This is a genomic window from Thermomicrobiales bacterium, assembly GCA_041390825.1.
Lineage (GTDB): Bacteria > Chloroflexota > Chloroflexia > Thermomicrobiales > UBA6265 > JAMLHN01.
The window spans coordinates 18,745-45,744 of the sequence record JAWKPF010000007.1 but is presented as its reverse complement, the minus strand read 5'-3'; the positions used below and the strand labels follow the sequence as shown (position 1 = coordinate 45,744).

The following is a 27,000-nucleotide window of genomic DNA, read 5'->3' as shown; positions in this document are numbered from 1 at the left end:
GCGGAGGAGGATCAACGTGTTCGGAGGTATTACCGACCCGGAGGCCGTACGATACATTGGTGGTGGTCTTGCCATCGGTCTCGGTGGTCTCGGCCCGGCCATTGGTATCGGACTGGCGGTCTACGGCGCCATGACGGCGCTCGGCCGAAATCCGGAAGCGGCCGGTGAGATCCGATCGACGATGATCATCGGCGCGGCGCTCGCCGAGGCCGTCGCGATCTACGCGTTCGTTATCGCCATCATCATTCTCTTCGTCTAAAGCGGCATCGCATCGGGTCCGGCAGTTCAGGCTGCCGGGCTCATCGACGCATCGGACAGACGCAGGCCGCGTAAGCCGGAGCCGGGTTGCCGGATTCGAGCGCGACGTCGTGCCGGGAGCCGGTTAACAATGGATGCCCTCGGAATCGATTTGTGGAAACTGGTCGCGCAGATTGCCGCGTTCATTGTTTTCCTGGTTCTGCTTTGGAAGTTTGGTTCCAAGCCGATCCTGAAAACCCTGGACGAGCGGCAGGCGCGCGTTCAGGAAGGCCTCGAGGCCGCCCAGAAGATGCAGGAGCAACTTCAGGCGACCGCGGCCAAGAATGACGAAGTGCTGGCCGAAGCGCGTCGAGAAGCTCAATCCATCCTCGCGCAAGCACGCGAGCAGGGCGACGCTTCGATTGCGCGTGCTCGTGAAGAGGCGGCCAAGCAATCAGACGAGTACATGGCCCGAGCTCAGGCCGCGCTGCGTGCCGAGACCGAGCAAGCCCGCCAGGAGCTGCGCAACGAAGTTGCCGACCTGGCAGTGCTCGCCGCTGGCCAGATCGTCCGCAAGGAGCTCGATCCAAAGGCGCAGGCCGATCTCATCGAAGCGACGCTCACCGAGGCCACTTCTGGCGCTCGTGGCGGTGCCTAACCAGATCGGAGCGAAGCGTTCGTGGCGAGCACAGTAGCCAGACGATACGCGCAGGCGGTTTTCGAGATCGCCCGCGAAGCAAACACGTTCGAGGCTTGGGAGGCCGATCTTTCGGTCCTCGATACGATCATGACCGATCCGGTCACGCGGAGCTATCTCGAGAGCCCCAAGACCTCGGAAACTGACAAGCGCGCTCTCCTCGACAAAGCGATGGAAAAAGCGCAGCCGGAAGCGAAGCGGCTCACGTCGTTGTTGCTCGAGCGGCGCCGGATGTCGGCGGTTCCCGAAATCTTCCAGCAGTACCAGGCATTGGTGCTGAAGGAGAAGGGTATCGTCGTGGCCGACGTCACGACCGCGGTCCCGTTGGATGCGGCCGGCGAAAAGATGGTTCAGAAGCAGCTCTCGGAGCTGGTCGGAAAAGAGGTCGAAGTCCGCACGCAGGTCGATCCCGCCATTATCGGCGGGATGGTTGCGCGTATTGGCGACAACCTCATCGACGGAAGCGTTTCCAATCAGCTTCGCCGGTTGCACGAGCGGCTGACGACGAGCAACGCATAACGACACACGATACGTGCACCGGCCGGCCGCTGGGCCGTGACCCTGGTGAAAGGACGCAAGGATGGCAATTCGCGCGACGGAAATCGTAGACATTCTCAAGCAGCAGATCGCTGGGGCGCAGGACCAGGTCACGGTCTCCAACGTCGGCACCGTCGTCGAAGTCGGTGACGGCATCGCGCGTGCCTACGGTCTGACCCAAGTGATGTATAGCGAGCTGGTCGAGTTCACGAAGTCGGGCACGATCGGTCTCGTGCTCAACCTCGAAGAGGATTCGGTCGGTATCATCATCATGGGTGAGTACACCGACATCGAAGAAGGCGACGAAGTGCGCGCGACCGGACTTATCGCTTCGGTTCCAGTCGGCGACGCCCTGCTCGGTCGCGTGGTGAACGCGCTTGGGCAGCCGATCGACGGCAAGGGGCCGATCAAGACCGACAAGACGCGACCGATCGAGCGCATCGCTCCGGGCGTGGTGCTTCGCCAGGACGTGGACACTGCATTGCAGACGGGTATCTAGGCGATCGATGCCATGATCCCCATCGGACGCGGCCAGCGCGAGCTCATCATTGGTGACCGGCAGATCGGAAAGACGGCGGTCGCGCTCGACACCATCATCAATCAACGTGATTCCGGAGTGCGCTGCATCTACGTCGCCATCGGGCAAAAGCAGGCCCAGATCGCCCAGGTGGTGCGCACGCTGGAAGAGTTCGGCGCGATGGACAACACCATCGTCGTCGTTGCAGGCGCGTCCGACCCGGCAGCCCTCCAGTACATCGCGCCGTTCGCCGGCTGCGCCATGGGCGAAGAGTTCATGGAAACGGGCCAGAACGCGCTGATCATTTACGACGACCTGTCGAAGCACGCTTGGGCATACCGCCAGGTTTCGTTGCTCCTCCGACGCCCGCCGGGACGCGAAGCCTATCCTGGTGATGTCTTCTATTTGCACTCGCGGCTTCTCGAGCGCGCTGCGCGCCTGAAGGACGACCTTGGTGGTGGCTCGCTGACGGCGCTGCCGATCATCGAGACCCAGGCCGCGGACGTTTCGGCCTACATTCCCACGAACGTCATTTCCATTACCGACGGCCAGATCTACCTGGAAGGCGAGCTCTTCTACGGTGGTGTTCGACCGGCCGTGAACGCCGGACTTTCGGTCTCTCGCGTCGGTGGCGCGGCGCAGATCAAGGCCATGCGCCAGGTGGCGGGGCGCCTCCGTCTGGATCTCGCCGCATTCCGATCGCTGGCGGCGTTTGCCCAGTTCGGGTCCGACCTGGATGCAAACACCCGCTCCCAGCTCGATCGCGGCGCTCGGCTGACCGAGACGCTGAAGCAGGGTCAGTACCAGCCAATGCCGGTCGAGGAGCAGGTCGCGGTGCTTTGGGCGGCGACCAATGGTCCGCTCGACTCTGTTCCGGTCGAAGACGTGCAGGCGTGGGAGGCCGGGTTGCTGGACTTCTTGCGCACCGGCTATGGCGATCTGCTCGATACCATCAAGAAAGAGAAGCAGCTGTCGGATGAGACCATCGCGGCGCTCTCCAAGGCGGTGGAGGCTTTCAAGGGCGGCTCGAAGTGGGCTGCTTCCGGCGCCAAGACCGCGGCGGCTGCCGCCTAGCATGAACCGCGCCGGCCGAGCGCTGTCCTAACCGACAGCCACCGGCGAGGAGGATACGTTGGCCAGTACACGAGAGATTCGGCGCCGAATACGTTCGGTCCGCAACATTTCGCAGATCACGCGCGCCATGGAAATGGTGGCTGCCTCGAAAATGCGCCGCTCGCAGCAGCGCGTGCTGGCCAGCCGTCCCTACGCCGAGCGGCTCGAAGCGATGATCGGTGATTTGGCAGCGCTGCATCTCGATGCAGAAAGCGCAGCTGCGTTTCCGCTGCTCGCTCACCGCGAAGTCAAGAAGATCGAGATCTTGCTGGTTACGCCGGACAAGGGGCTGACCGGTCCGCTCAACTCGAACATCCTGCGCCGGGCCGGCCGCTTTGTGCTGAGCGAGGCGGACGCGCCTGTTCAGGTGGTGACGGTTGGCCGCAAGGGGCGCGACTTCATGATTCGCACGCGCCAGGAAGTCGTTGCCGAGTTCTCGAATCTCAAGGACTCGGTCGAGGCAGCTGAAATCCTGCCAATCACCGATGTGATCATCGACGACTACACCTCTGGCCGGGTCGATGCGGTCTACCTGATCTATGCCAAGTTCGTGAACACCCTTTCGCAGGTCCCGACGGTGCACAAGCTGCTGCCGATCGAGCCTCCGGAAGCGACCGGGGCCTACAGCGACTACATCTTCGAACCGAACGCGAAAGACGTGCTGAACAGCTTGTTGCCGCGCCTGGTCGATACGCAGATTTATCAGGCGATTCTGGAGAACTTTGCTTCGGAGTATTCCGCCCGCATGGTTGCCATGCGCAATGCCTCCGAAAACGCGAAGGACCTGGTGAGTGAGCTCACGCTGACCTTCAACAAGGCACGCCAGTCGCAGATTACCGCTGAGGTTTCCGAGATTTCCGCCGGGGCGAATGCCCTGCGCGAGCGCGGCTAGACGTCCGCGAGATCACCAATCATCGATCGCTGAAGTCAGATCGAAGGAGCGAAAGTTATGGCCAAGAAGACGAAGCAATCGAGCGGGACGGTCGTCCAGGTGATGGGCCCGGTCGTCGACGTTCAGTTTCCCCCGGATGAACTGCCGGAAATCTACTACGCCCTGGAAGTTGTTCCAGAAGGTGGCGAGCCGTTGACCCTCGAGGTGCAGCAGCACCTGGGCAACGACTGGGTCCGCACCGTGGCCATGAGCTCCACCGATGGCCTGCGCCGTGGGATGGAAGTCAAGAACACCGGCGCCGCCATCACGGTACCGGTCGGCCCGGAGACGCTCGGACGCATTCTGAACGTTGTCGGTGACCCGATCGACCAGGCCGGCCCGGTCGAAGCGAAGGTCGAGTACCCGATCCATCGCCCGGCTCCGGCGTTCGAGGATCAGTCGACCCAGATCGAAGTGTTCGAGACCGGCATCAAGGTCATCGACCTCATTGCCCCCTTCACCAAGGGCGGCAAGACCGGCATCTTTGGTGGCGCCGGCGTGGGCAAGACGGTGGTCATCACCGAGCTCATCCGCAACATTGCCGCCGAGCACTCGGGAGTGTCGGTTTTCACAGGTGTGGGTGAGCGGACTCGCGAGGGCACAGCGCTCTTCGGCGAAATGACCGCCTCGGGCGTTATGGGCCAGACGGTCATGGTCTTCGGTCAGATGAACGAGCCGCCGGGCGCCCGCCTGCGCGTCGGTCTGACCGGACTGACGATGGCGGAGTATTTCCGCGACGAAGGGATGGACGTTCTTCTCTTTATCGACAACATCTTCCGCTTCGTGCAGGCTGGCTCGGAAGTGTCCGCGCTCCTGGGCCGCATGCCCAGCGCCGTGGGCTACCAGCCGACGCTCGCTTCGGAGATGGGCCAACTGCAAGAGCGCATCACCTCCACCAAGCGTGGTTCCATCACCTCGGTGCAGGCGGTCTACGTCCCGGCCGACGACTATACCGACCCGGCTCCTGCGACGACGTTCGCGCACCTCGATGCGACCGTTTCGCTGGAGCGGTCGATTGCCGAGCGCGGCATCTTCCCGGCGGTGGACCCGTTGGCCTCCACCTCCCGCATCCTCGACCCGCGCATCGTGGGTGAGGAGCACTATCAGGTCGCCCGCGAAGTGCAGCGTGTGCTGCAGCGCTATCGCGACCTGCAAGACATCATCGCCATTCTCGGTGTGGAAGAGCTTTCGGAAGAGGACAAGCAGCTCGTGGCCCGCGCACAGCGGATCGAGCGCTTCTTCTCGCAGCCATTCTTCACCGCTGCACAGTTCACGGGACGCGATGGCCAGTATGTCTCCCGGCAGGACACGGTGCGTGGCTTCAAGGACATCCTGGAAGGCAAGCTCGACGATGTCCCCATGCAGGCGTTCATGTACGCCGGTGGCATCGAGATGGTCCGCGAGGCGGCCGCCGCGAGCGCCTAGTCGGCTCTCGCACCCAACAAGACCCGATGGAGCGCCCGCGTGGGCGCTCCATTCCAAGGAGATTTCCTGGTGGCTTCATCTCTGACCGTCGAAATCGTGACCAACGAGCGCATCGTCTTTTCCGAGACCGATGTGGAAATGGTGAGCGCGCCTGGCTCGCAGGGCATGCTGGGCATCCTGCCGAACCATGCACCGCTGGTCACCACGCTTTCAGCCGGTGAGTTGCGCATCAAGAAGGCTGGCGCGGAACAGTCCATGGTCGTCTTCGGCGGTTTCATGGAAGTGCTGCCACACAAGGTGATCGTGCTTGCTGACGTCGCTGAGAAGGTCGAGGAGATCGACCTCCAACGGGCGGAAGAGGCGCGCAAGCGGGCGGAAGAGGCGATTGCCCGTGGTGGCGACCGGACCGATCTGGCTGCTGCCGAAGCGCGGCTCAGCCGCGCTCAGGTGCGCATCAAGTTCGGGCAGCGCCGATCGGGTCGCCGTCCGTCGGATGTGCAATAGGGCCGATCCGGTATAGTTGACGCGCACCGGATTCTGCGCTCGTCGTCGCTCCGGCGCGCGACACTCTCGCACGAACCGGAAAGCTGCTCGATGAGCTCTACACTCCTCCGTACAACGATGTCCACACAAGCGCCCGAACCGCTGGAACGGCGGCGGGCGCTTCGCATTCGCGGCGGAACGCCGCTGCGTGGTGAGGTCACCATCGGTGGAGCAAAGAACGCGGCGCTGCCCTTGCTTGCTGCTACCCTGCTCACATCCGAACCATGTGTCCTGAACAACGTTCCCACGCTCTCCGACATTCGCACAATGACCGGGCTTCTCGCCGCCCTCGGCGCCGAGGTGGAGTATGAGCCGTCCCGCCATCGGGTAACGGTTCAGGCGGCAAGCATCCGGACGTCCGACGCTCCGCAAGAGCTGGTTGCCAAGATGCGCGCCTCGTTCCTTGTGGCAGGTCCGCTGCTTGGCAGAACCGGTCGGATGAGCGCGTCGACGCCGGGCGGATGCCAGCTCGGCGTGCGTCCAGTCGATGTCGATGTCCGTGGTTTTCGTCAGATGGGCGCGAAGATCGACGCGGACGAGCATTTCATCGCCGGTGAGACCGATGGGCAAGGTCTGCGAGGCGCTTCGATCTACATGGACTATCCGAGCCATACCGGCACGGAGAACCTGCTCATGTCCGCCACCCTGGCAAACGGTCGAACGACCATCGTCAATGCATCCTGCGAACCGGAAATCGTAGCCCTGGGGAACATGCTCAATCGCATGGGGGCGCGCATCACCGGGCTGGGGTCTCCGACGATCACAGTCGACGGTGTCGATCGGCTGCATGGTGTTTCCGAGACGATTCTTCCGGATCGCCTCGAAGCTGGAACCTATGCCATTGCGGCGGCGGTCACCGGCGGCGAAGTCCAGCTCAACAACATCAACGAGCCGGACATGCTTCCGGTGCGCGCCAAGCTGGAAGAGGCGGGAGCGGAAATCTGGGCACGCCCAGGATCGATGCTGGTGCGAGGCGGCGCTCCGCTCAAGGCCGTCGAAATCCAGACGATGCCGTTCCCCGGTTTCCCGACCGATCTGCAGGCCGGGTTCGCGGTGCTGATGACCCAGGCAACCGGTATCTCGAAGCTCAAGGAGCGTGTCTTCGAGGACAGACTCAAGTACACCGATGAGCTGATCGCGCTGGGCGCCAAGATCGACGTCGAAAAGCTTGGACCGAACCGATACGGCACTGAAGCGGTCATCACTGGACCGACACCACTCGTTGGCGCAACTGTTCGGTGTCTCGATATCCGGGCGGGCGCTGGCATGGTGCTGGCAGGCCTGGTTGCTTCAGGCGAAACCGAGGTGCGCGACATCTATCATATCGACCGCGGCTATGAGCAGATGGTGCCGAAGCTGAAGGCCATCGGCGCTGACATCGACGAGGTGACACTCGACGAGTCAAGCTTGTCACGAGGTACGTGAGTTGCCACAACGCATCCTGGTAGTTGAAGACGAGCCTTCCGTGGCGGACCTGATCGAAGCGGTCCTCGCTGGCGAGGGGTACACCGTGGCCATCGCCCGTGACGGGGCGCAGGGACTGATGCTGGCGCGTGACTGGAGCCCCGATCTCATCCTGATGGACATCATGCTCCCCGCCGTCGATGGCACGACAGCGATCCGGCGACTCAAGAGCGATCCGGAAACGGCCGATGTTCCCATCGTTGCGATGTCTGCGGGCCGCACCTTGCGCAACCAGTCGCAAGAGCTGGCCGACGCTGATGCGGCGCTCGCCAAGCCGTTCGATATCGACGCTCTGCTTGCGCAGGTCGCGTTTCATCTTTCCCGACGCAGGAGCGACGCCAGCGAAGAGCTGGCGGACGCATAGTCAGCGGGACTTCACGAGCTGGTGGCTCAACCTGGCCAGGAAGATGGCGACCGTGAGTCTCCTGTCTGCGTCGTGGTCCCCACCTACAACGAAGCCGGATCGATACAGACGTTGATCGAGCGTGTGCTTGCGCTTGGGCCTCGCTATCGACTCCTGATCGTCGATGACAACTCGCCTGATGGCACAGGGGAAATCGTCGCGTCGATGGCGCAGGCGTGCCCGGAGCGCGTGCAGCTCCTTTCACGCCAGGCGAAGGAGGGAATCGGACGAGCGTACGTGGCTGGATTCGACGTAGCCCTTAGAACGGACGCGGCGCTCATCGCGCAGATGGACGCAGACCTTTCTCATGATCCCGCCGATCTCCCAGGACTCGTGCGCGCGACAGACCATGCCGATTTGGTGTTGGGGTCACGCTACGTGCCGGGAGGAGACACCGCCGGTTGGCCGCGTCATCGAAAGTTGATCAGCAGGGTGGGCGGACGCTATGCCCGCAGCGTCCTGCGGGTTCCCATCAAGGACCTGACGGGTGGTTTCAAGGTCTATCGCCGCGACGCGCTGGTCGCACTCGATATCGACCATATCGAATCGGACGGCTACGTCTTCCAGATCGAAACCACCTACAAGACCATGCTCTTGGGTTTCCGGGTTGACGAGGTTCCCATCCGATTTGTCGACCGCATGGCTGGAAAATCGAAGCTTTCTCGCAGAATCGTTCTTGAAGCGATCCTGATGGTGTGGAAGCTCAAGCTCGATCAGGTGTTGGGGCGAATCTAGCCGCGGCCAATCTCTTCGACTGCGGTCGCGAACAGATCGATCTCTTCGTCAGTTGTGAAGTAGTGGGTCGACGAGCGCACCATATTGTTGATCCCGCGTGACTCCATATCGAACCGCGTGCTGGAGATTCCGCTGCCAGATGTGTTGATGTTCCACTCGGAGCGGAGCCGTTGGTTCGCGAGTTGCGGGTCGATGCCTGCGATCTCAAAGGTAACAATCCCGCCCTTGACCTCGCCAAGGTCGCGCACCGTCACTCCCGGAATACCACTGAGTTTCTCCCGCAAACTGGCGGCATTGCGTTCGACTTGCAGCCAAATGCGATCGAGCCCCGCGTCGAGCGCATAGTCGACTGCAACACCCATCCCGAGGTGATTCGCATAGTTCTTTTCCCAATTCTCGAATCGCTTCGCATCTGGCCGTATGCGATATCCGTCCGCAGATGTCCACTCCGCGGCGTGCAAATCGAGCATGGGAGGTTCCAGCTGTTCGATCACCTCGTCGCGAACATAGAGAAAGCCGACGCCCCGCGGACCGCGCAGGAACTTCCGACTGGTCGCGGAGAGAAAATCGCACTGGATCGCGTCGACATCGAGCGGCAGTTGCCCAGCAGTTTGGCAAGCATCGAGCAGGAAGAACGAACCATTTTCCCGAGCCAGCTTGCCAATCGCGGCTGCCGGTTGCAAGAGTCCGCCGTTGGTCGGCATGTGCGTCACTGCCACGAGTTTGACCCGTGAATCGAGCATTGCGCTGAGCGCGTCGATCGAAATCTGGCCAAACTCGTCATTCGGTACGACTTCGACGCTGACCCCGCGTTTTGCGACTTGCAGGAAGGAGATGACATTGCTGGCATACTCGGAAATCGACGTGAGGATCACGTCGCCCGGATTGAAGGGGATGGCATAGAACGCCATGTCCCAGGCACGGGTAGCATTCTCCACCAGTGCGATCTCGGAGGGCGATGCGCCAAGCATGCGGGCAATGGAGCCGTAGACTCCATTGATACGCTCCAGTGCGGAATCGTAGGCTTCATATCCGCCGATCTCCGATTCGAGCACCGTATGCGCAACGGTCGCATCCACGACCGGTCGTGGCATCAACGAGGAACCTGAGTGATTGAAATGGACCACATGCGCGCATCCAGGCGTATCGCTGCGAAATCGCTCGACTTCCGCAGCTGTGAACAAATCTGGCATCCGGCGCGCATCCTTTCCGGGACGAATCGGGTTGGTGATTGCCTATCCTACGTGATCCGGGGGCAAACCGGATGATCGATGCGCTTCTGCTCGGCACGAGCGGCATGATGCCGCTACCGCATCGATGGCTCTCGAGTCTCTTGATCCGCTGTGAAAACGAGATGACCCTCTTCGATTGTGGGGAGGGGACGCAGGTTCCAATGCGCGAGAGTGGCTGGGGGTTCAAACGGCTCTCATCGATTGTTCTCTCGCACCTGCACGCCGACCATGTCATGGGCCTGACCGGTGTCCTTTTCTCAGTGGGGAATGCGGGCCGCACGGAACCATTGACCGTCTATGGGCCTCCCGGCACCCTTCAGGTCGCCCAGGCGCTCACGATCGTGGTGCCTGGTTTGCCAATGGACGTCATGGTGCAGGAAGTCGAAGCGGGCGACCGCATCAAGCTACCGGCGGGCATCGATCTGACCGTTGGCCAGGCGGAACATCGGGACCGCTGCTTCTTCTACCGGGTCGATCGCGCTCGTGAACCCAGGTTCGATGCCGATCGGGCGCGCGCCGCGGGTCTGCCAGTGCACCTTTGGTCGCAGCTGCAACGCGGCGAAAACCTGACCTGGGAGGGAAGGGATGTTCGCGGCGTCGACTTCGTCGGTCCGCCGCGAAAAGGGGTCGCGCTTGGATTCGTCACCGACACGCGGCCGGTCCCGCAGATGTCAGAACTCCTGCAGGGCGTCGACTTGCTCGTGTGCGAAGGAACCTACGGTGATGACGGCGACCATGAGAAGGCGATCCAGAAGACGCACATGACCTTCCGCGAGGCCGCGACGATTGCCCGGGAGAGTGGCGCCGGGGAGCTGTGGCTCACGCATTTCAGCCCTTCGGTCGCAGAACCGCGAGAATTTCTGCACAATGCGACCGAAGTGTTCCCCAACACGACGATCGGATTCACCGGGCTGGAGACGACACTCTCGTTCCCGGACTGATCAGCTACCCGGCGATGGCGTTCCCTCGACCTTGCTGGTGTCGATCGCGTTCAGCACGAACGCCTTGATCTCCTCGGGATCGCCGGTATAGATCCAGCGGCCGTCATCGCTCCAGCCGGCTTCCAGAATTGGTTCACCAAGCGTGGTGAGCACGATGTCTCCTTCGGCCATCTGGTAGGCAATGCGCGCCAGTGTCAGCTGTTCCTCCAGATCGAAACTCGTCTGAATCGCATCACCGGCCGACAAAATGATCTCGTCGGCGTTTGCAATCGACGTAACCGACTTCCCCTGCTCGAAAATCGCGCGAATCACATCGAGCTGGCGTTCTCGGCGTGCATCGTCGCTGTCGGCGTGGCGGGTACGCACGTAGACGAGCGCCTCCTCTCCGTCCATCTCTTGCACCCCGGGATCGAAATGGATCGTCGTGACACCGTAGTCTTCGGTGGGGTACTCCTCATCCAGGATCTCGTAGGGGACATCCACGGTTATGCCTCCCATGGCATCGACCACATCGCTGAATCCGGAAAAGTCCACCAACACATAACCATCGATCGGAATGCCGAAGACCGATTCGATAGTATCGCGCACTTTGGCGACTCCTGCGACGGGATCGTCCGGGCTTGCCAGCACACCGTAGTTATAGGAGCCGTTGATCTTGTCTTCCCCAACACCGGGAATCTCGACCTGCAGGTCACGCGGCAGACTCACGCCGGACAACCGGTGATTCACCAGGTCCAGGTGGGCGATGATGATGACGTCGGCGTTTTGATCGCCTCCGTCGGCACGCGTGTCCACGCCCAACACGAGGATGTTCAGACCGGTCTTGCCTTCCCAGATGTCAGATTCACCAGGATTTCCATCAGCCATCCCCGCATCGACGATCTGTTGCGCCACCTCCAGCTTCGAGGGCGGATCGTCGGCTTCTTCATGCGTTGGCGCCGGTTCACTGGTGGCGGCTTGCGTTGGCAACGCGGTGGACGTCCAGACGGCTTCCGTCTCCGGAGCCGTCGAGTTCAGCGCTGCCGACGCTGGCGTTGATGTGAGGGGAGGTGCAGTGGGGGTAGCCAGGGCACTGTCGCTAGGAGGCAACGGCACCACCGCCGACTGTTCGACATCGACGATTGCGCTCAACACACGCCAGCTTTGGATGGCCAGGATGAGTGCCAAGACCGACAGGATGACGAGCGCTACAGCCACGGCTTTCCGCCGCCGGTTGCTGAGAAAGGCAAATCGAGATGGTGACGACGGTGGCGGCGATGTCTGGTCCGGTGCTGCTGGGTTCATTCGCTGCCTGATGTCCATCCACAGCCACGATGGGCCGAACGCTGCAACCCGCGGGCCTCTACCGACGTACAAGGATACGCTGCAACCGCCGCCGCGGCGTAGCGATCCGGGCGAATCGAGTCGATTGCGCGCCCCACCCCATCGCCGTATGCTGCCGTCACGAAATGCCGGCAGAAACTGCCGGTTGGTTTGCCAACAGGAGAACGCAGCGGTGGCAGTTTCGGTTCCAGGTGTGATGGTCGAACTCGACGTGCCGGTTCCCATGCGCGATGGCACGATTTTGCGGGCCGATGTCTATCGTCCGGAGGAGCCCGGAACGTATCCTGTTCTGCTCATTCGCATCCCCTATGACAAGACACAGTCCGAGAACGTGATCTACGCCCACCCGAGCTGGTACGCCCGCAATGGGTATATCGTCGTTTGCCAGGACACTCGCGGCCGCTACCAGTCCGAGGGCGAGTTCTACCCCTTCGAGTACGAACAGCAAGACGGCTACGACACTGTGCAGTGGTGCGGCGCACTGGAAGGATCGAGCGGCAAGGTTGGCATGTTCGGCGCGTCCTACGGCGGAGCTACCCAGCTTCTTGCGGCGGTCGAAGCGCCCTCAGCGCTCGGCGCGCTGATTCCGGCGGTGACCGCGTCGCAATATTACGAAGGCTGGACCTACAACCAGGGAGCCTTCGCGCTCGGGTTCGCGCTCTCCTGGGCGCTCAGTCTCGGTATCAACGTCGCTCAGCGCAGAGGAGACGATGCTGCAGCGGCAGCGTTTGCGGCGGGGTTTGCGGCGTCGCTTGCGCTCGATTGGTCACTACCGCTCGATGGAATACCGGCGTTGAGCAATCAGGACACTCCGTTCTTCGATGACTGGATTGCGCATCCGACCTATGACGACTACTGGAAACGTTGGAGCATCGACGAGGACTATTCACGCATCCAGGTGCCGGCACTGCATGTTGCAGGTTGGTACGACATCTTCCTCTCAGGCTCAGTGAAGAACTACGTCGGACTGCGTGCTGCTGCCGGCAACGACCATGCTCGGTCGAATCAGCGTCTGCTCATCGGTCCCTGGTATCACATTCCGTGGCGCGTTCTCGGTGGAGCAGAAGTCGACGATGCGTCACCTCACGCATTCGACGAGTGGCAAATCGACTGGTTCGATCGCCACTTGAAAGCGGACCCCGTCGCCGAAACCGACGCCCAGGTGCGGCTGTACATCCTGCGTGAGGGTGTCTGGCGCGATTTCGACAACTGGCCACCTGCTGACACCACGCCAACTCCCTTCTATCTGCACTCAGATGGACGCGCCAATTCGCTCTACGGTGACGGTTCGCTGGACACGTCGGCGCCAGCCGGGGAACTCCCTGATGTGTATACCTACGATCCTGTCGGGCCGCATCCCGGACACGGCGGACACTCGTGCTGTTTCGAACATGTGGCGCCCATGGGGCCTGCCGACCAGTTCACCCGGGAGGTCAACAATGGTGTCCTCGTCTACACGACAGCCCCCCTCGAACGACCCATGTGGCTGATCGGCGATGTTTCGGCCACCATCTTTGCTTCGACCACAGCGGTCGATACCGACTACGCGGTGCGTCTCTGTGTGGTCGATGGCAATGGCGTATCCACGAACCTGCAAGAGGGCATCGTTCGCGCCCGGTACCGGGATTCGCTCGAGTCGCCGACGCTGCTCGACCCCGGCACGATCTACCGCTACGAGATTCCGATCGGCCCGATCGGTGTCAAACTCGATGCCGGCGAGCGGATTCGCGTTCAGGTCACGAGTAACGACTTTCCGCAATGGGACCGAAACCTCAACACCGGAAACAGCCCAGGCGGCGAAGGACTGGCGAGCGCGATTGTGGCAACGCAGGCGATCTATCACGACGCCGAACATCCGTCGAGCATCACGCTCCCGGTCTGGAATGGGGTCGAGTAGTGCGCACGCGTTCCGTCCTGTCCGTTCCAGCCGGCAACGCTCGCATGATCGAGAAAGCGCTTGCGAGCGACGCGGACCTCGTCATGCTCGACCTGGAAGATGCCACTGCCCCAGGCCAGAAGGCCGCAGCGCGACAGATGGTCATCGAGATGGTCGATCAGGGAGATTGGCGCGGACGCCCCAGAACCTTTCGTTGCAATGGGTTCGATACCCAATGGATGTATCGCGATATCGTCGAAGTTCTGCAAGGAACTCGGGCAGGGATCGATCGAATCGTGGTTCCCAAGACCGGCGATGCGGCCGACGTGCGCGCGCTTTCGATCCTGCTTCGACAGATCGAAATGGAGTACGGCCGCACCGAGCCGATTCAGCTCGATGTGCAGATCGAATCGGCGATGGGTCTCGTCAATTGTGAAACGATCGCAGCGTCCGATCCGCGGCTCGTCGCGCTCACGTTTGGACCCGGCGATTTCGCCGCGTCAGCCGGGTACCCGCTCGCAGGCATCGGAATCACCGATACCTGGGACGCGTCGTACCCTGGGCATCGCTGGCACTATCCCATGAGCCGAATCTCGGTTGCGGCACACGCCAACGCGCTCAGCGCAATCGATGGGCCGTTTGCCGCGTTCCGGGACCTGGACGGACTTCGATCGTCCGCGCAAGCCGCACGCGCGCTTGGTTTCGATGGCAAGTGGTGTATCCACCCCGACCAGATATCAGTGGTCAACGAGGTTTTTACCCCCGGTCAAGCCGAAGTCGAGCATGCTCGCCATGTGCTGGCTGCCTATCGTGAGGCCACCGACGCCGGGTTCGGCGCGATTGCCATGGGCACCGAGATGATCGACGCCGCGAACCTGCGAATGGCGCTTCGCACGCTGGAGTTTGCCGGGGAAACCGGAGAATAAGAAAACCGTCCGGCTCCAACTGGAACCGGACGGATGCGAAGCCAAATTCGACTGGGGACTAGCTTTCGACTTCCTCGACGACCTCGACCTCGATGACTTCGACCACCACGTCTTCGCCATCGGCGGCCTCGGCTGCGGCGATCTCAGCGGCAGCGGCTGCAGCTGCCGCGCGTGCGGCGGCTTCCTCAGCCTCGGCCTGCGCGGCAATCTCTGCCTGGCGCGCTCGCTCGGCCTCGATTCTCGACTGCCGTTCGGCCAAACGCGCCTGACGCTTGGACTGACGACCTTCGGAACCCTGAGCGGCTTCCATGCGCTTCATGAAGCGCTCGACTTGCCCGGCGGTGTCGACGATGCGCTGCTCACCGGTATAGAACGGGTGGCAGACATTGCACAGGTCGGTGCGGAGCTGAGGCCGGGTCGATCGGGTCGTGAACGTGTTGCCGCACGCGCAAATCACAATGGATTCGTCGTACTTGGGGTGGATGCCAGGTTTCATTGGTTTTTGGTTCTCCTCGCTCCCTCCGTCCAATATTCGGAGGGGCATTTCGTTTGGTTCTCGAGCTGCCTAGTCGGCAGCGGTGGCGGCCACCTCGGCGGCCTGACCCTTCGGGGCGCCGCCAATCGGATAGACATCTTCCGGATAGACGCTAATGCGCTTCTTCTGGCGGCTGATCTGCTCGAAGCAGACGACACCGTCGATCTTGGCGTAAATGGTGTGGTCCTTGCCGATGCCGACGTTGTTGCCGACCCAGAACTCGGTTCCACGCTGACGCACCACGATGGTGCCAGAGCGAACGAACTCGCCGTCATAGCGCTTCACGCCCAGGCGCTGAGACGCGCTGTCTCGACCATTGCGCGAGCTACCGACACCCTTCTTATGAGCCATGTTTCATTGTCCCTTCGTAGCTTCGGCGGAGCTAGGCGTTGATGCCCGTGATCTCCAGCTTGGTCAACGGCTGCCGGTGACCGGTTCGTCGGCGATAGTTCTTCTTTGGCTTGTACTTGAAGACAACGATCTTCTCACCACGATACTGATCCGCGATCGTCGCGGCCACCGAAGCGCCCTCGACCACCGGGGTACCAATCTTGGTGTCACCGTCGCCGCCGATCAGGAGCACACGGTCGAGCGTTACCTCGGTTCCCGCGTCGCCATCCAGCTTCTCGACGCTCAAGACGTCCCCAACCTGAACCCGATACTGCTTTCCGCCGGTTTCGACGATCGCGTATTGCGCATCGCTGCCGGTCGTTGACTTCTTGCTCGTCTTCTTGCTCATGGCTACATTTCACTGATTGCGCGGATGCGCCAAACAACAGGCATCAAAAATCGGGCGCCTCCGCACCCGCAAGCACACAATATTACCACGAATGGCGCGTCCGGTCTGCCCGGGTCAGGCGACTTAACACGTGCTTTACCGTTGGGGGGTGCGATGCTCGTACGCTTCGTGAGGAGGCGACTTTGACCAACCCGATCGCGGTTCGGACCGATTCGGATCGGCCGCTTGTTCTCGTTGTGGACGATGAACCGGCCCTGCGAGATGCAATCGCATACAGTCTGAAACGCGAAGGCTGGGGTGTGGCGCTTGCCACGGACGGTCCTGAAGCGTTGCAACTCAACGGGCAGTTGCGGCCTGACGTGATCGTGCTCGACGTGATGCTTCCCGGCCTCGACGGAATCCAGGTTTGCCGCATCATCCGTGAGAAATCGGACGTGCCGGTTCTCTTCCTCTCGGCGAAAGGCGAGGATGTCGATCGCATCCTGGGTCTGGAGATCGGCGGTGACGACTACCTGACCAAGCCATTCGTCATGCGCGAGCTCGTGGCCCGCGTGCGGGCGAACCTACGCCGGTCCCAACGCGGCTCAGTCCCGCGAGTAGAGGAACCGGCTGCTCCAGCGCCTGTACAGTCGAGCGAGATTCGCCGGGTGGGACGGCTCGAGATCGACCCGGCAGCGCATACCGTGCGTGTCGATGGTCGTTTGGTCACGCTCAAGCCAAAGGAGTTCGACTTGCTGCTCTACTTCATGGAGCGGCCGAATCTGACCATCACCCGCGACGCGCTCCTGCGGCATGTCTGGAAGTACGAGCATAGCGTCGACACTCGGACGGTGGATGTGCACATCCGCGGTCTCCGCCAGAAAATCGAGGCCGATCCGTCGAACCCCCGGCTGATCGAAACTGTGCGCGGCTATGGGTATCGGTTGGTCGACGAGGGAACCTAAGGAGCCGCAGGCATGGAGTCGATACGCGCTCGGGCGGCGCTGGCTGCGGTGATTGGGGGACTTCTGGGAGCGATCCCGGTGGTGCTGGTCACCCTTACCCGATCCGACCCGCCCGCTTCGCTGGTCTGGTTTGCTGTTGCGGCTGGCGCGGCGCTGGCTGCGTTCGCGGGATGGTCAGCAAGCGACCGCCTGGTGCGAAAAATCGCGGCTGTGCAGTCGGCGGCTCATCGGGCAGCGAATGGCGAACTCGCCGCAGTCGTCGAACCCGATCCGATTCGCGAGATTGCCGACCTGGGGCGCTCGGTAAACCACCTGATCGATCGTTTTGAATCAACGCAGGAGCGCTATCTCCGGGAACGGCGCTGGGTGGAAGCGATCTTCGATGGGCTGCAGGACGGCATCATGCTCGTCGACGGGCAGGAGCAGGTGATCGCCGCCAACGGAAGGGCCGCTGAGCTGCTCGGGCGCTCTGGTGATGTCGAGAGTGGGCAGCGCCTGGTGGTGCTGGCGCGCGACTACGAGCTGGTGGACCAGTTCCGCGAGGTCATGCGCTCAGGAGAGCGCCAGGTCCGCACGGTCCATCTCTCCCTGAGTGAGCGATTCATCGATATCTCGGTCATGCCCGTCGAAACCGGGGGCGAGCGGTTTGGACTAGTGGTGCTTCGCGACGTGACCGACCTCCGGCGGCTCGAGCTTGTACGACGCGAGTTCGTCGCCAACGTTTCGCACGAGCTGAAAACACCGCTTGCCTCGATTCGCGCGCTCGCCGACACCCTCGAAGCGGGCGCGATCGACGATCCAGCAGTCTCCGGAGAATTTCTGGGACGGATCGTGTTCGAGGTGGATCGTTTGAATGCGCTGGTCGAAGAGCTCCTTGACCTGGGGCGGCTCGAATCAGGACGGCTCGCGCTCGACTACCGGGCAATCCTGCCGCAGGACTTGATCGAGCGCACGGTCGATCGCCTGCGCCACCAGATCGAAACCGCTGGGCTCACCATCGAAACGGACGCGACCGATGCGCCAAACGCCGCGACCATTGATGATGCCCGCATCGAGCAAGTGCTCATCAATCTCATCCAGAACGCGGTCAAGTTCACGCCCGCCGGCGGATCGATTACGGTCCGAGCGGCGGAACGCGACAATCTGCTCCAAATCGAGGTGATCGATACCGGGGTCGGCATTCATGACGACGAGCTGCCGCGGCTTTTCGAGCGTTTCTACAAGAGTGACCGCGCGCGAAGATCCTCCGGCACCGGTCTCGGACTTGCGATCGCCAAGCACATTGTGCTTACGCACGGTGGACGTATCTCTGTGAAGAGCACGCTCGGGCGGGGATCTGTTTTCACGGTCGAGCTTCCAATGGAACCTCGCCAGCGGACCGGCAACGGGGCAATGGCGTCAGCGGCGTCCTGAGCGCGGGTCGAGCGCGTCCTGCAGGCCATCGCCCAACAGGTTGAACGCCAGGACTGTGAGCGTCAACGCGATACCGGGGAACGCCATGTACCACCACGCGTCGCGAAAATAGTTGCGCGCGGTCGACATCATCGTGCCCCATTCGGGCGATGGCGGTTGCGCTCCCAGACCGATGAAGCTGAGTGAGCTGGTCGCCAGGATTGCGAATCCGACGTCGAGTGTCAATTGAATGATGATCACTGAGGCGGCATTCGGCAGGATGTGCCGCAGCATGATGCGCGACCGCGACATGCCGATGCTGTGCGCTGCCTGTACGAACTCGCGTTCCTTGATAGAAAGCACTTGCGCGCGCACCAGGCGGGCATACCAGGGCCAGAAGACGGTTGCCAGCGCGATCATCGTGTTTCGCAGGTTGCGTCCGAGGGATGCCGCGATAGCGACGGCCAGGATCAGCGCGGGAAATGCCAAAAACATGTCGGTCAGGCGCATGAGCACTTCATCGACCCAGCCACCCCAGTAGCCGGCAATCAGTCCGACGATGGTGCCAAACAGCACTGCGAACCCGAGAACGAAGAGCGCGACCTGCACCGAAACCCGGGTGCCGGTCATGATTCGGCTCAGGACATCACGTCCCAGCTCGTCTGTTCCCATGGGGTGCGACAGCGATGGGCCGAGCAATTTGGAGTTCGTGATGTCCGCCGCATAGGGATCATGTGGCGCGAGAAGCTCGCCGAACACCGCCAGGAAGAGAAACAGTCCGACGATGATGACCCCGACCAGGTTCAGCCGGTTGTCGACAAGAAAACGCCGAAGATTCCTGCGAAGTTGGCTCTCCTGCTTGGCGGTTCCCATTTGATCGAGCGGAGAAGCCATCCCGGTCGCGGTCGCGAGCGTGGCGGCATCGATGCGGTCAGCTTCCATCAGTAGGCAATCCTGGGGTCGAGGAAGAGGTAAAGGATGTCGACAAACATGTTGACCAGGACGAAGATCGCGGCGATGACCAGCGTCGTCGCCATGGTCGCGTTGTAATCAACCGCCTGAATGGCGTCGACGGCATATCGTCCAACCCCCGGCCAGGAGAAAACGATCTCCACCAGGAAGGCGCCTGAAAACAGCAGACCGACCTGGAGACCGAGCGAGGTGACGGTAGGGAGCAGCGCATTCTTGAGTGCGTGCCGGCGAACCACGTCATTGCTCGCCAGTCCTTTGGCCCGTGCGGTGCGAATGTAGTCCTGGTTCAGGACCTCGATCATTCCGCCGCGCACCATGCGGGTCACCACAGCAAGTGATCCATACGCCAGCACGATCACCGGGAGCAGGAGATGTTCGGCCGAATAGCGCAACGTTTCCCAGTTCCCGGTAAGGAGCGAGTCTATGGTGTAGAGGTGGGTGATCGATCTGGGCGGATCGACCGAGTTCGGGAGCCGTTGACCATCCGGCAGCCAACCCAGCTTCCCGAAAAAGAAGTACTGCGCCATCAGCGCTAGCCAGAAGACTGGCACGGCCAATCCGGAGATCGAAATGAAGCGTGAAACGTGGTCGATCCACGAATCACGCTTCACCGCCGATGCGACGCCAAGAGGAATGCCGATCGCCGTGGCGATCAGGAAGGCGTACAGTCCGAGCTCGATAGTTGCCGGCAGGTAGCGGCCAAGGTCCTCGCGCACAGGTCTGCGTGAACTGAACGATGTGCCGAAATCGAGTTGGACAACACCCTTGACGTAGTCGACGTATTGGACCGGGAGCGGATCGTTGAGACCGTAGTCCTCGCGGATCTTTTCGACCGCGGCCTTGCTCGCGCGTGGGCCGGCAATCATGCGCGCGGGGTCGGCCGGCACGAGATGCGAAAGGGTGAAGGTGATGATCGAAAGTCCCAGGAGAACCAGGACGAGAAAGAACATCCGGCGGATGATGAGTCGTGCGATCACGCGTCAATCCTTCGCTCCACGCAGCCCCAGGTCGATCGCTCGCGCTACGCCTCCTCCTCACGGTACATGTCGTAGAAGAGATAGGTGCCCAGATAGAGCGGATTTGGAACGAACCCTCCGATGTTCTTCTGCAGGATGGTGTAGTACCGCGTTTCTCCGTAGAAGATGGCGGCAGGATCGTCCTCGATCAGAATCTGCTGGATTTCCTTCATGAGGGTATCCAGCTCTTCCTCGACGGTGAAGTTCTCGGCCTGCGCCATCAGCTCTTCGAAGCGTTCATTGACATAACCGCCTCCGTTGGCTCCATTGCCATTCATCGCTGAGGCGAGGAAGTTCGGGGCAAGCTGGTTCCAGGGATCGTTGTAGTCTGGCCACCAGGCCCAACCGCCCATGATCGATGGGCGTTCTTCCGCGGGCATCGCGCCATAGATCATGTCGTCATAGGTGGCCAGATCGACCTCGGTGATGTTCAGGTCGAAACCGATCTGATTGAGATTCGCCTGGAAAAGCTGGGCGGTGGTCTTGTCGTCGGCGGTGCTCGACGTGACCATGTACTCGAACGAGTCGCCTTCCTGGAAGCCGCCAGCGATCAGGAGTTCCTTGGCCTTATCGAGGTCGGTCGGGAAGAGGAAAGCATCCGGGTCATATCCTCGCATCGTCGAAGGGATCGGGCCGGAACGCTTCATCAGCCCCTTGTTGATCGAATCGATGTTCTCCTGGTAGGGGAAGGCATAGCACAATCCCTGGCGCGCCTCGACCGTTTTGAGCACCGGGACGTTCAGGATCGCCCAATTGACGCGGGTCGAGTCGTAGATCTGAACGTTGAGCGACTCGTCTTTCTGGAGCTCCTCGACATCGGACGCCAGCAAGTTATACGTCGTGACATCGGCCTCGCCTTGTTCCATGAGTTGGCGCCGAGTGGCCGATTCTGGAACGTTGCGGATGAAGACCTCGGAGAAATGGTTCCCTTCCCATCCCCGGTGATAGTCCTCGTACTTCTCGAGGGTCACGCCTTCGTTGAGCGTATTCTCGACGAGTCGGTAAGGGCCAGTTCCCGCTGCGTTGTAGCTGAACCATTCGTGCGCGAACGGATCGTCGTCGGTCGCATTCTCTTCCCAGGCCGTCGGACTGACGATGAAGGGTCCGAACGACGACGCCATCGCGGCCAGGAAGAGCGGCTGCGGTTTGCCCAGGTTGAACCGAATCGTCACCGGGTCGACCACTTCGATTTGCGTCTCCGGATCGTCGACGAAGCGCGCGATCACGATATACGGGCCACGCTCCATCTGCCGGAAGCGCGTGAACGACTTCTTCACGGCCTCGGCATCGCAAACCGTGCCATCCTGGAAGAGCACGTTCTCGGGCAGCGTGAATGTATAGGTCGAGAGGTCGGCGCTGATTTCCCACGAGTCGGCCAGCATAGGGGCGTATTCAAATGTGCTGTCGCCCTTGTACTGGACAAGCATTTCGTAACACGCCAGGCAGACCATGGAACCAAGCGTCGTGTACGACGAATGCGGATCGATATCGTTCGTCCCACCTTCGAAGACGACGGTCAAGGTTCCCGAGTCGATTTCCTGCCCCTTGATGGCCTTTGCTGTTGGACGTTGGCCGGGCGCCGCTTTCGCCACAGCTGGCATCGCCGCCAGCGCTGTGAGCAGCGGTGTCGCAATACCAAGCCTGAGGCCGGTATCGATGACCTGGCGACGGTCCATTCGGCCGTTCAGCGCATGGCGAAAGAATGCTGCTTTCTCTTTGTCAGTCACGAGATCACTCCTAGGATGCAGTTGGCCTCCACGGACGGCATGTCCCCCAATGCCACTTCCATGCGACGCGAATCTTCGAGCCGGTGAGTTCTTGTGAAGGTTCGCACGAATATACTGCCCATCCCGATTCCTCATCAAGGAAACGTCACGGATCGGGCGCAGCATCACAACCGCTGATCGGTCGTCGGCTTCAGGTCGGGGTGGTACCCTGTAGGGTGCAGGAATGCGCCTTGCCGGAGTCGATTCGGGACTGCCGGAAGCATTCATGCCGAATTCTTCACATCAAAGGAGCCATGGTCCGAAGATCCCGACTGGGTGGGACCACGAGATGAAGTATCGAATGCCCGGCATGGGCAGGAAGTTCCCGCATATCGTGGGCGTGATCGCGGTCGTTGCGTTCGCGCTTTCGGTCTTCCTCCATCCAGCGGGGGCCGCGCCTGGCCAATCTCCACGCGCAGTCGAGAGCGCGAAACAGTTGCCGGATTGGATGACCTTTGAGACGGCAATTCGCCTGGCGATCGGCATCGATGTCCTGGTGCCGAGCTACGTGCCGGCGCCCTTCTCGGGGGAACCGGAAGTCCAGGCGAGCGATGGCTACTACAGCCTCTATTGGCTAATTCCCGGCGCACCGCCGACGTATCTGCGCATCACCGGCACTGCTTGGGGCGAGATCCCGGCATTCTCGTACTACGACCGCAACGTGCAGCTCGAGCAGAACGATTCGGTCATGGGGTATCCGGCCTGGCATGATGTGACCCCGATCTACGATCTGGTCTATTGGCAAGTCGGGGCTGTCGTCTATACGGTCGAGAGCCACAACATGACCGGCGACACGACGATGGGCATCGCCAACTCGCTCTCCTCCCTCGTCATTCCCGAATCCGGCGGAGAAGTAGAGGAAGAGGGGCCGGCGGCCGGTGCATCTCCGACGGTGGAGCCGTCCGACGGAATCTCCGTGTCCGCGATCGGCGTTCCTTCCACCGTGGCGAGCTCAGAGATCGCCAGCATCGGGCTCGACGGCAGCGGAGAGGTTTACCTCGTTGCAAGCGACGGTTACTTCCTGGCGACGGGGGACACCGGGATCGCGATGGCTGCCGGGACGACCGTCGATTGGCAGGCTCCAACCACCGAGGGAGACTTGACTGTCACGTTTGGGGCCTACCGCATGTCGGACGACAAGCTCCTTTCCGAGGCGACGACTACCGTCCACGGGGTTGCGGCACAGGCGGCGGCCAACACAGTTACCGATCTTCAGTGTCCCGCGACGGCCTCCGCGTCGATGGAGGCCAGAGTCGCCCTGTCAGGTTCGGGTGGAGTTTCGGTGACGTCCTCCTCTGGCTACTGGCCAATCGAGACACCGAACACCGACTTCCAGCCCTACATGGACGGCGGATCGACTATCTCCGGCGGTCTTGGCCCGGGAGCGACCATCGCGCTGATCTGGATGGCGCCGGAAGAGGTGGGGACGGCGACCATGTCGGTTTACGACTCGACCGGCAACGAGATCGATTCGTGCTCCATCGAGGTCGTTGGGAAGAGCGGCTCCGGTGATCTGGGAGCTCCTGCCCCGAGCGAAACCGGACAGGCGCACGGTGACGGCACCGGTATCTCGGAGGCAAATAGCGAGGTCGTTTCGCAGGTGATCGCCAATCCGATTGGCTTTGCGGGAGACGCTTCGGGCGGACCAGAGGCCAACGGACCCGACTACGGCCTGGTCGATGAGCGTGCGTCGGAGGACGACGAAGACGATGCGGTGGCGGCCGAAGTCCGCACACCGGTGTCGACGTCAGCTCAATCGCTCAGCGAGTCGCCCGACTCGAAGCTGGGGCCAGCGTCTGGCGCGGATGGCATGTACGCCATCACGCTCGGCACGCAAGGGGGCACCTTGCGATCGCCATTCGGAGCTACGGTGATCGTGCCGGAGGACTGCCTCGCCGACCAGACCACCGTCATGATCAAACCTGTGGATGACAAGGTTGTTCCGCAAGTGGCCGGGATCGCTGCGGTGCCCGGCACAGCGTTCGACGTTGCCTTCAGTGCGGCGGATGGGCAAGCCGGCTCGTTGCAGTCCCCGGCGCTGCTCACCATTGCGCTGCAGTCGGCGTCGATGTCAGAGAACGCACGCATCTATCGGGTCGAGGGCAGTTCGCTCAAGCTCATGCCAGTAACCGATTCGGATGCAGGCAGCATCTCCACTGAGATCGATGGGCTGGCGCGCTTTGTGGTTGGAGTTCCGCAGAACAACGCGGCGGCGTCGACGTCGTCGATCAGCCCATTCCTCATCGGAGGTCTGGGTTTGGTGGCGTTGGCGTCAGCGGGCCTGCTCATCTCTCGTGGCCTGGCGCGACGCAAGCCAAAGCTGATACCGACCCGACGCCCGTCCAACAGCCGAGTCCGCTATCGCTGACATTCGCGTTTGCGCGGTCACGCGGCTGGCGACAAACTCGCGTACGGTCGCCAATGTGTGACGCTCGTGCTTTTCGCTGCGAGTCGCTGCCCTGGCCGCAGACTGACAAGGTGCCGTGCGCCGAGAGCGCTGCCTACGACCCCGCACTGATTTCGACCGCGGTGGCAGTGTCGATCAACTCTGGTGACAACTCGAGCTGCACCGGGGTGATTGGCGCGTCAGACGCCTCGGTCATCGGAAGCAGCACACGGAACTCCGCGCCACCGCCGGGGGCCTCGTCGACTTCGATGGTTCCATCGTGGGCCCGCACGAGTTCGCGGCAAATGTAGAGTCCCAGCCCAAGACCCGGAGCTTGACTGCTGGTGGCGTCCTCGGTTCGGAAAAACGCTCCGAAAATGTCCTGCCGGTCAGATTCAGGAATCCCCGGGCCCTCGTCGGCAACCGAGATCATGGCCCGCCCGTCGAGTACATCCACCGTGACGGTCACGCTTCCGCTCGGAGGGCTGTACTTGAGCGCATTTCCGACCAGGTTGTCGACGACCTGGAGGATTCGATCGGGGTCCCATTCGCCGGAAATCGATGCCCGTTTTGGCACGAACTCGATGCGCGTTGCATTTTCTCCTTCGGACCGTACGAAAACAGCATCCTTCGTCAGTTCGACGAGATCGGAGGGAATGGGCCGAATTTCCAGCGATCCGGCACGCAGGCGTGAAACATCGAGCAGATCGTCGACCAGCCTTGCCAACCGCACCACGTGCGCGTCGATCGAGTTCAGCCGCTTGACGTGCAGCTCATGATTTCCTTCTCGTGCCAGTTCTCGTGCCACCAACTGGACGTAACCACGTATGGGGGTCAATGGAGACCGCAACTCATGCGACACCACCGACACGAACTCGTCCTTGATGCGGGCGGCCTCCTTGAGCGTCGTGATGTCCCGGAAGGCGCCGACGACTGCGGTCACCTTCCCCGCCTGGTCCATGATCGGAGCGGCGCTGGCCAACAGCGGGCGGAGGTGCCCGTCTCCCCGGTCGATCGCCAACTCGATGCCTTCGACCGTTTCCCCCGATTCCATGGCGCGCTGAATCGGCAGTTCCTCGTCGCTGAACGGCTCTCCATCGGGTGCAAGCAGATGGCGCGAAAAATCCTGCTCGATCCCATGGATGAACAGTTCGTCCGCCACGGCGTTGGTCGCCACCACTGAACGATCGGGAGCGACCACGATCACTGCTTCGGGTATGGCGGCAATCACGCGCTCCAGCCGGCGTTGCTCGTCCCGCGCTTGCTGTAACTCGAACTCGCGCTCGCCGGTCGCGCTCATCGTTTCCAGAATACCCGCGACCTGGGACGCATAGGCTTCGAGCTTCTTGACCTCGGCATTCGAATAGCGGTGCGGGACGAAGAGCCCGATCATCAAGACACCGAGAATACGATCGTCCGGCGACAAGATCGGCGCACCCAGGAGCGACCGGACCGGAGTCGCCCGGAGCTCGCTCGTAGCCGAACCGCGTAGGTCATACACCTGGAGTGGGCGACGCTCGACCCCAATGCGGTGCACGATCCCCTCGCGTTCGCCCTCAAGTCGTAGTGTGTCTTGCGCATCCGCGCCGAACCCATATGTCGCGTCGGGCAAGAAATCGTCGGTGCCGGGCACACTCAGCATCAACGCTCCCGCATGTGCGCGGTTCAGCCCAACCACGTTGTGCACGATGGCGTCGTAGATCTGCTTTCGTTCCGGATATGAGAGCCGTTGTTGGGTGCCGGCAATCGTCTCGATTGCAGAAAGCGCCGTCGCCGCCGATCGCGCCGCAATGGCGGACTGACGGTCCTCGGTGCCTTCCGCCTTGACGCGTTGCACCAGCCAGATGATGAGCAAAGCGGCAAGCGAAAAGACCAACAGCGAGACACGATCTTCGCGAGCGGCCGGACGCGCCATGCCCGTGCGGGTGTCGACAAAGAGCAGATCGAGCAATAGGAACGAGATCGCCAGCGCCGACAGTCCGCCCACCCAGTCCGCGAGATACGCCGACAGCGCGATCAACGCCAGTGCCACAATCCCGGCCTGTGAGACGCTCCAGTCACCGGCGATCAATGCCAAGAGCGCGATCGGCAATCCAGCCAGCAACAATCCAATGACAATGCGCCATGGGAGGTCGGCGAGTGTCGAGTCGATCCGCCGCGATCGTCCGGATGCGTTGCGGAGCCTGCCAGGGACCCCCGCCATGCGCGACCGCGCACGGTCGAACAGTGCGCCGGCAGGGCGGCGATCAGGGGTGGTACTTACAGGCGGTGGCGATTGATCGTTGCCGGGCATCTGCTCGCGGGTCACAGCTCGGATCGATACGTTTTCCCCACCCGAGTGCGGGGCGCG

The 27,000-nt window shown here is 61.9% G+C and carries 26 protein-coding genes; 17 read left to right on the top strand and 9 right to left on the bottom strand.

From position 1 onward, the window contains the following. The first annotated feature begins 16 nt into the window (after positions 1-16). The 11 genes from atpE (at position 17) to R2855_03585 (ending at position 8,602) form a co-directional block, all read left to right on the top strand. Entirely contained in the window at positions 17-259 is a 243-nt protein-coding gene (gene atpE, locus R2855_03635) for an ATP synthase F0 subunit C (protein MEZ4530101.1), read from the top strand. 129 nt (positions 260-388) lie between these two features. Beyond that, positions 389-895, top strand: a complete 507-nt coding sequence (atpF, locus tag R2855_03630) for a F0F1 ATP synthase subunit B (protein MEZ4530100.1) — start codon at positions 389-391, stop codon at positions 893-895. Between the two features lie 21 nt (positions 896-916). Continuing rightward, the gene (locus R2855_03625) at positions 917-1,453 is read left to right on the top strand and encodes a F0F1 ATP synthase subunit delta (GenBank protein MEZ4530099.1); all 537 of its coding nucleotides are present in this window, start codon (positions 917-919) and stop codon (positions 1,451-1,453) included. 61 nt (positions 1,454-1,514) lie between these two features. Beyond that, positions 1,515-1,970, top strand: a complete 456-nt coding sequence (locus tag R2855_03620; protein ID MEZ4530098.1) for a hypothetical protein — start codon at positions 1,515-1,517, stop codon at positions 1,968-1,970. 12 nt (positions 1,971-1,982) lie between these two features. Then, entirely contained in the window at positions 1,983-3,062 is a 1,080-nt protein-coding gene (gene atpA / locus R2855_03615; GenBank protein MEZ4530097.1) for a F0F1 ATP synthase subunit alpha, read from the top strand. A 58-nt stretch (positions 3,063-3,120) separates the two neighbouring features. Next, entirely contained in the window at positions 3,121-3,993 is an 873-nt protein-coding gene (locus R2855_03610) for a F0F1 ATP synthase subunit gamma (GenBank protein ID MEZ4530096.1), read from the top strand. Between the two features lie 57 nt (positions 3,994-4,050). Further along, a complete protein-coding gene (gene atpD / locus R2855_03605; GenBank protein MEZ4530095.1) occupies positions 4,051-5,457 on the top strand; it encodes a F0F1 ATP synthase subunit beta in 1,407 nt (468 codons plus the stop codon). A 69-nt stretch (positions 5,458-5,526) separates the two neighbouring features. Continuing rightward, a complete protein-coding gene (locus tag R2855_03600; protein MEZ4530094.1) occupies positions 5,527-5,961 on the top strand; it encodes a F0F1 ATP synthase subunit epsilon in 435 nt (144 codons plus the stop codon). A 90-nt stretch (positions 5,962-6,051) separates the two neighbouring features. Further along, a complete protein-coding gene (gene murA / locus R2855_03595; GenBank protein ID MEZ4530093.1) occupies positions 6,052-7,425 on the top strand; it encodes a UDP-N-acetylglucosamine 1-carboxyvinyltransferase in 1,374 nt (457 codons plus the stop codon). Between the two features lies 1 nt (position 7,426). After that, on the top strand, positions 7,427-7,828 hold the full coding sequence (locus R2855_03590) for a response regulator (GenBank protein ID MEZ4530092.1): 402 nt from the start codon (positions 7,427-7,429) through the stop codon (positions 7,826-7,828). 21 nt (positions 7,829-7,849) lie between these two features. Next, positions 7,850-8,602, top strand: coding sequence for a polyprenol monophosphomannose synthase (locus tag R2855_03585; protein ID MEZ4530091.1), 753 nt, complete (start codon positions 7,850-7,852; stop codon positions 8,600-8,602). Here R2855_03585 and R2855_03580 read toward each other — a convergent pair. Continuing rightward, the gene (locus R2855_03580; GenBank protein ID MEZ4530090.1) at positions 8,599-9,795 is read right to left on the bottom strand and encodes an aminotransferase class V-fold PLP-dependent enzyme; all 1,197 of its coding nucleotides are present in this window, start codon (positions 9,793-9,795) and stop codon (positions 8,599-8,601) included. The genes R2855_03585 and R2855_03580 overlap by 4 nt on opposite strands. Positions 9,796-9,866: 71 nt before the next feature. On the opposite strand from R2855_03580, the gene R2855_03575 reads away from it, so the two are divergent. Beyond that, positions 9,867-10,775 (top strand): ribonuclease Z, encoded by a 909-nt coding sequence (locus R2855_03575; GenBank protein MEZ4530089.1) that lies wholly within the window; start codon positions 9,867-9,869, stop codon positions 10,773-10,775. On the opposite strand, the gene R2855_03570 is transcribed toward R2855_03575, so the two are convergent. Further along, the gene (locus R2855_03570; protein MEZ4530088.1) at positions 10,776-11,972 is read right to left on the bottom strand and encodes an LCP family protein; all 1,197 of its coding nucleotides are present in this window, start codon (positions 11,970-11,972) and stop codon (positions 10,776-10,778) included. Between the two features lie 298 nt (positions 11,973-12,270). Here R2855_03570 and R2855_03565 point away from each other — a divergent pair, with 298 nt between their 5' ends. Together R2855_03565 and R2855_03560 are read left to right on the top strand one after the other, a co-directional pair. Then, entirely contained in the window at positions 12,271-13,995 is a 1,725-nt protein-coding gene (locus tag R2855_03565) for a CocE/NonD family hydrolase (protein ID MEZ4530087.1), read from the top strand. Next, a complete protein-coding gene (locus R2855_03560) occupies positions 13,995-14,900 on the top strand; it encodes a CoA ester lyase (protein ID MEZ4530086.1) in 906 nt (301 codons plus the stop codon). The genes R2855_03565 and R2855_03560 overlap by 1 nt, the downstream gene beginning before the upstream one ends. A gap of 58 nt (positions 14,901-14,958) precedes the next feature. Here the strand turns inward: R2855_03560 and rpmE are convergent, their stop codons facing one another. From rpmE to rplU, 3 genes are all read right to left on the bottom strand, one after another. After that, positions 14,959-15,396 (bottom strand): 50S ribosomal protein L31, encoded by a 438-nt coding sequence (rpmE, locus tag R2855_03555; protein ID MEZ4530085.1) that lies wholly within the window; start codon positions 15,394-15,396, stop codon positions 14,959-14,961. A 69-nt stretch (positions 15,397-15,465) separates the two neighbouring features. After that, a complete protein-coding gene (gene rpmA / locus R2855_03550; protein ID MEZ4530084.1) occupies positions 15,466-15,786 on the bottom strand; it encodes a 50S ribosomal protein L27 in 321 nt (106 codons plus the stop codon). A gap of 31 nt (positions 15,787-15,817) precedes the next feature. Further along, a complete protein-coding gene (gene rplU / locus R2855_03545; GenBank protein ID MEZ4530083.1) occupies positions 15,818-16,174 on the bottom strand; it encodes a 50S ribosomal protein L21 in 357 nt (118 codons plus the stop codon). A 182-nt stretch (positions 16,175-16,356) separates the two neighbouring features. Here rplU and R2855_03540 point away from each other — a divergent pair, with 182 nt between their 5' ends. Beyond that, a complete protein-coding gene (locus R2855_03540) occupies positions 16,357-17,118 on the top strand; it encodes a response regulator transcription factor (GenBank protein MEZ4530082.1) in 762 nt (253 codons plus the stop codon). Positions 17,119-17,130: 12 nt separating this feature from the next. Beyond that, positions 17,131-18,531, top strand: a complete 1,401-nt coding sequence (locus tag R2855_03535) for an ATP-binding protein (protein ID MEZ4530081.1) — start codon at positions 17,131-17,133, stop codon at positions 18,529-18,531. Here the strand turns inward: R2855_03535 and R2855_03530 are convergent. The 3 genes from R2855_03530 to R2855_03520 are packed head-to-tail and all read right to left on the bottom strand — an operon-like array spanning position 18,517 to position 22,225. Next, positions 18,517-19,452 (bottom strand): ABC transporter permease, encoded by a 936-nt coding sequence (locus R2855_03530; protein MEZ4530080.1) that lies wholly within the window; start codon positions 19,450-19,452, stop codon positions 18,517-18,519. The genes R2855_03535 and R2855_03530 overlap by 15 nt on opposite strands. Then, positions 19,452-20,459 (bottom strand): ABC transporter permease, encoded by a 1,008-nt coding sequence (locus R2855_03525; GenBank protein MEZ4530079.1) that lies wholly within the window; start codon positions 20,457-20,459, stop codon positions 19,452-19,454. The genes R2855_03530 and R2855_03525 overlap by 1 nt, the downstream gene beginning before the upstream one ends. A 44-nt stretch (positions 20,460-20,503) precedes the next feature. Next, the gene (locus R2855_03520; GenBank protein ID MEZ4530078.1) at positions 20,504-22,225 is read right to left on the bottom strand and encodes an ABC transporter substrate-binding protein; all 1,722 of its coding nucleotides are present in this window, start codon (positions 22,223-22,225) and stop codon (positions 20,504-20,506) included. Between the two features lie 328 nt (positions 22,226-22,553). Between R2855_03520 and R2855_03515 the strand changes: the two genes are divergently transcribed. Further along, positions 22,554-24,632 (top strand): hypothetical protein, encoded by a 2,079-nt coding sequence (locus R2855_03515; GenBank protein MEZ4530077.1) that lies wholly within the window; start codon positions 22,554-22,556, stop codon positions 24,630-24,632. 133 nt (positions 24,633-24,765) lie between these two features. Here R2855_03515 and R2855_03510 read toward each other — a convergent pair whose 3' ends face one another. Then, positions 24,766-26,853 carry an ATP-binding protein gene (locus R2855_03510; protein ID MEZ4530076.1) on the bottom strand — a complete coding sequence of 696 codons (2,088 nt, stop codon included), beginning with the start codon at positions 26,851-26,853 and terminating at the stop codon, positions 24,766-24,768. Positions 26,854-27,000: the final 147 nt, after the last annotated feature.

Bases quoted from the DNA above. Each gene is read 5' to 3' on its own strand.
- atpD (MEZ4530095.1), top strand. From the start codon at position 4,051: ATGGCCAAGAAGACGAAGCAATCGAGCGGGACGGTCGTCCAGGTGATG.
- R2855_03510 (MEZ4530076.1), bottom strand. From the start codon at position 26,853: ATGGCGGGGGTCCCTGGCAGGCTCCGCAACGCATCCGGACGATCGCGG.
- R2855_03530 (MEZ4530080.1), bottom strand. From the start codon at position 19,452: ATGGAAGCTGACCGCATCGATGCCGCCACGCTCGCGACCGCGACCGGG.
- R2855_03580 (MEZ4530090.1), bottom strand. From the start codon at position 9,795: ATGCCAGATTTGTTCACAGCTGCGGAAGTCGAGCGATTTCGCAGCGAT.
- atpF (MEZ4530100.1), top strand. From the start codon at position 389: ATGGATGCCCTCGGAATCGATTTGTGGAAACTGGTCGCGCAGATTGCC.
- R2855_03535 (MEZ4530081.1), top strand. From the start codon at position 17,131: ATGGAGTCGATACGCGCTCGGGCGGCGCTGGCTGCGGTGATTGGGGGA.
- rplU (MEZ4530083.1), bottom strand. From the start codon at position 16,174: ATGAGCAAGAAGACGAGCAAGAAGTCAACGACCGGCAGCGATGCGCAA.
- rpmA (MEZ4530084.1), bottom strand. From the start codon at position 15,786: ATGGCTCATAAGAAGGGTGTCGGTAGCTCGCGCAATGGTCGAGACAGC.
- murA (MEZ4530093.1), top strand. From the start codon at position 6,052: ATGAGCTCTACACTCCTCCGTACAACGATGTCCACACAAGCGCCCGAA.
- atpA (MEZ4530097.1), top strand. From the start codon at position 1,983: ATGATCCCCATCGGACGCGGCCAGCGCGAGCTCATCATTGGTGACCGG.
- rpmE (MEZ4530085.1), bottom strand. From the start codon at position 15,396: ATGAAACCTGGCATCCACCCCAAGTACGACGAATCCATTGTGATTTGC.
- R2855_03575 (MEZ4530089.1), top strand. From the start codon at position 9,867: ATGATCGATGCGCTTCTGCTCGGCACGAGCGGCATGATGCCGCTACCG.
- R2855_03515 (MEZ4530077.1), top strand. From the start codon at position 22,554: ATGAAGTATCGAATGCCCGGCATGGGCAGGAAGTTCCCGCATATCGTG.
- R2855_03620 (MEZ4530098.1), top strand. From the start codon at position 1,515: ATGGCAATTCGCGCGACGGAAATCGTAGACATTCTCAAGCAGCAGATC.